The sequence below is a fragment of the Ilumatobacter nonamiensis YM16-303 genome, from assembly GCF_000350145.1.
In the GTDB taxonomy this organism is placed as follows: Bacteria; Actinomycetota; Acidimicrobiia; order Acidimicrobiales; family Ilumatobacteraceae; genus Ilumatobacter_A; species Ilumatobacter_A nonamiensis.
The window spans coordinates 1-3,156 of record NZ_BAOL01000296.1 but is presented as its reverse complement, the minus strand read 5'-3'; the positions used below and the strand labels follow the sequence as shown (position 1 = coordinate 3,156).

The window sequence follows — 3,156 nt, the reverse complement described above, 5'->3', positions numbered from 1 at the left end:
CCATCCGGTGTCAGACACCGGATGGCACGGGCTCGATCAGACGGCGTGGGCCTGGAGGTCGGCGAGGTTCACGTATTCGAGGGTCGACAGGTGGGTCGATTCGAGCACGACGTCGCACGCTTGCCCGGCCTCGAAGGCCTCGCGCCAACGATCGGCACAGACGCACCACTGATCGCCGGGCTTCAGTCCGTCGAAGCCGTACTGCGGCATCGGTGTCGAGAGGTCGTTTCCCTGCTCCTTGGAGAATTCGAGGAACTCTTCGGTGACGCGCCCGCACACGGTGTGCATTCCCGGATCGTCGCCGCGATTCTCACAGCAGCCGTTGCGATAGAACCCGGTGATCGGGTCAGTGGAGCACGGCATCAACTCGCCGCCGAGAACGTTCAGCTGGCTCATCGGCTCAGTGTCGTCCAGCGAGCACGGCTTGGCAACGCCGGCGGCCGCGCCGATCGCGACGTCCGCCTGGGTTCTCGTCGCGCTTCGGCCTGCAAGGCGGGCGGGAACGCGACCAGAACCGAGATCACTCGCGGGATCGACTCGCTCGGTAGCGTGCTCGTCGTCATGAGCACCGCACCCCGCTTCCGATTCGCTCCGTCACCCACGGGTTCTTTCCACGTCGGTGGGGCGCGCACGGCGCTCCACAACTGGGCGCTCGCGCGGCGGCTCGGCGGGACTTTCGTGTTGCGGATCGAGGACACCGACGAGGCGCGGAACCGCCCCGAGTGGACGCAGGGCATCATCGACGCACTCGCATGGATCGGGATCTCGACCCACGACGAGCACTTCGAAGGACCGCACTTCCAGAGCGAGCACGCGCAGGCACACGTCGAAGCTGCACAGCGTCTGTACGAGTCCGGTGCGGCCTACTACTGCGACCTCACCGGCCAGGAGGTCCAGGACCGGGCGAAGGAACTCGACATCACCGGTTACGACGGCTACTCCCGTGATCGCGGACTGGAGCCCGGGCCCGGACGAGTCCTGAGATTTCGTGTCCCCGACGGACACACCATCGTGCGTGACGCCGTGCGCGGCGACGTCGACTTCGACAACTCGACGATCGAGGACTTCGTCCTGCTGCGCGGCAACGGCACCCCGATGTTCCTGCTCGCCAACGTGGTCGACGACATCGAGATGGCGATCACCGACGTCGTGCGCGCCGAAGAACACCTGCCGAACACGCCGAAGCAGCAGATGCTGTGGGAGGCGCTCGGCCAGGAACCGCCGCGATGGGCGCACGTTCCCGTGCTCGTGAACGAGCAGCGCAAGAAGCTGTCGAAGCGCCGTGACAAGGTGGCCCTCGAGTCGTATCGGGACGACGGGATCCTTGCCGACGCGATGGTCAACTATCTGATGACGCTCGGGTGGACGCCGCCCCGATCTGAAGAACTCGGCAGCGAGATCTTCCCGTGGAGCGAGCTGGAGGCTGAGTTCAGGCTCGAGGACGTCACGTTGTCACCGGCGTTCTTCGACGTGAAGAAGCTTGTCGCGTTCAACAAGCAGTACATCAAGAACATGCCGGTCGACGAGTTCCTGGCGGAGGTCGACGCCGAGTTGCCGAGCGACTGGGACCGTGAGCGATTTGCCGCGATCGCGCCGCACATCATGGAGCGGTTGGAGCGCCTCGGCGATGCGCCGGGTCTGGTCGATTTCCTGTTCTTGCCTGACGGCACCGATCCCGAGATGGACGAGGTGTCGTGGGACAAGGCCACGAAGCCCGAGTGGTCGGCCGGGCTGCTGTCGGATCTCATTGCCGAGTACCGAGGGCTCGACGCCGAACAGTGGCAGACCGACGTGCTCAAGGCGACGATCGAGGACGTCATGGAGCGCTACGAGATCAAGCTCGGTAAGGCGCAGGCGCTGCCGCGTGTGGCAGTCACGGGTCGTGCAGTCGGGCCGCCGTTGTTCGAGGCGCTGGAGGTGCTCGGTCAGGATGAGACGGTTCGCCGTCTCGAACTCGCCGCGACGCGACTGCAGGCCGATCTCGCGCCAGACTGAACCGATGTCGAGTACCGGTCAGCCGGAGTTCGAGCGCGTTCGCTCCGGTGACACGCAGCCGAACATCGTGGTTCCAGCCGGTGACACGACGCCCGTCGCTCCGGAAAGACCGGTGTACGACGACGGTCGGACGCATCCTGCTCCACGAAAGCGGTCGCGGTTCGGTCGACGCGTGCTGACCGGTGTCGCACTCGTGGTTGCCGCGCTGCTCGCGTACTACTTGGTCACGCTGGCGCAGGTGTGGACGACCGGTCGGTCCGACGACCGCGACCCGGTCGATGCGATCGTGGTGATGGGTGCGGCACAGTACGACGGGCGGCCGTCGCCGCAGTTGGCGGCTCGCCTCGACCACGTCGTGGAGATCTGGGCGGACGACGTGGCGCCCTTGGTCGTCGTGACCGGCGGAAACATTCCTGGGGACCGCTTCACCGAGGCCGAAGCGTCGGCGGCATACCTGACCGAACGAGGGATTCCCGAGTCGGCGCTGTTGCTGGAGAACGAGGGGTCGAACTCGTACGAGTCGCTGGACGGTGTGGCCTCGATGCTGGGTGAGCGCGGGTTGGAGAGCGTGGTGATCGTGACCGACCCGTACCACTCACTCCGAAGTGAGTTGATCGCCGAGGAGGTCGGACTCGACGCGTCGGTGTCATCGACCGACACCTCCGTCGTGACCGGCGGCGACTCGGCTCTCCGTCATCTGGAGGAAGCCGGGGGAGTGGCGGTCGGTCGGATCATCGGCTTCGATCGCCTGTCCAACATCTCCGACTGATCCGCCGGTCGGACCCGGACGTCGTCCGAAAACGACGACAGCCGACCCGTTCGGGTCGGCTGTCGGTGGCTGGGGTGAAGGGAATCGAACCCCTAATAACAGAACCAGAAACTGTCGTGTTGCCAATTACACCACACCCCAAAGTGCGGTGGACCCGTTCGCCGAAGCGACCGGAACCGGTGCGGGCACGAGGTTATCGGCCGCAGTCGGTATCGACTCCGACGATTTCGTCGAGGGCAGTTCGGGTCCGCCGAAACGGGACGTGCGAAACGGTCTGCCGTGCCGCTATCGTCAATGTCCGCATCGGCGCATGTCGATGTGCAGCTTGGCCCGTTCGTCTAGAGGCCTAGGACACCACCCTCTCAAGGTGGCGGCACGGGTTCGAATCCCGT

3 protein-coding genes and 1 tRNA gene are annotated in these 3,156 nt (G+C 65.5%); 2 read left to right on the top strand and 2 right to left on the bottom strand.

The annotated features are described in order from the left end of the window. Positions 1-36: 36 nt before the first annotated feature. On the bottom strand, positions 37-396 hold the full coding sequence (locus tag ON45_RS19950; protein WP_040496430.1) for a DUF2237 family protein: 360 nt from the start codon (positions 394-396) through the stop codon (positions 37-39). A 165-nt stretch (positions 397-561) separates the two neighbouring features. On the opposite strand from ON45_RS19950, the gene gltX reads away from it, so the two are divergent. After that, on the top strand, positions 562-1,995 hold the full coding sequence (gene gltX, locus ON45_RS19945; protein WP_040496433.1) for a glutamate--tRNA ligase: 1,434 nt from the start codon (positions 562-564) through the stop codon (positions 1,993-1,995). A 4-nt stretch (positions 1,996-1,999) separates the two neighbouring features. After that, on the top strand, positions 2,000-2,764 hold the full coding sequence (locus tag ON45_RS21945; protein ID WP_051063476.1) for a YdcF family protein: 765 nt from the start codon (positions 2,000-2,002) through the stop codon (positions 2,762-2,764). 66 nt (positions 2,765-2,830) lie between these two features. Here the strand turns inward: ON45_RS21945 and ON45_RS19935 are convergent. After that, a tRNA-Gln gene (locus tag ON45_RS19935) sits at positions 2,831-2,905 on the bottom strand. Positions 2,906-3,156 lie beyond the last annotated feature (251 nt).

Bases quoted from the DNA above. Each gene is read 5' to 3' on its own strand.
- ON45_RS19950 (WP_040496430.1), bottom strand. From the start codon at position 396: ATGAGCCAGCTGAACGTTCTCGGCGGCGAGTTGATGCCGTGCTCCACT.
- gltX (WP_040496433.1), top strand. From the start codon at position 562: ATGAGCACCGCACCCCGCTTCCGATTCGCTCCGTCACCCACGGGTTCT.
- ON45_RS21945 (WP_051063476.1), top strand. From the start codon at position 2,000: ATGTCGAGTACCGGTCAGCCGGAGTTCGAGCGCGTTCGCTCCGGTGAC.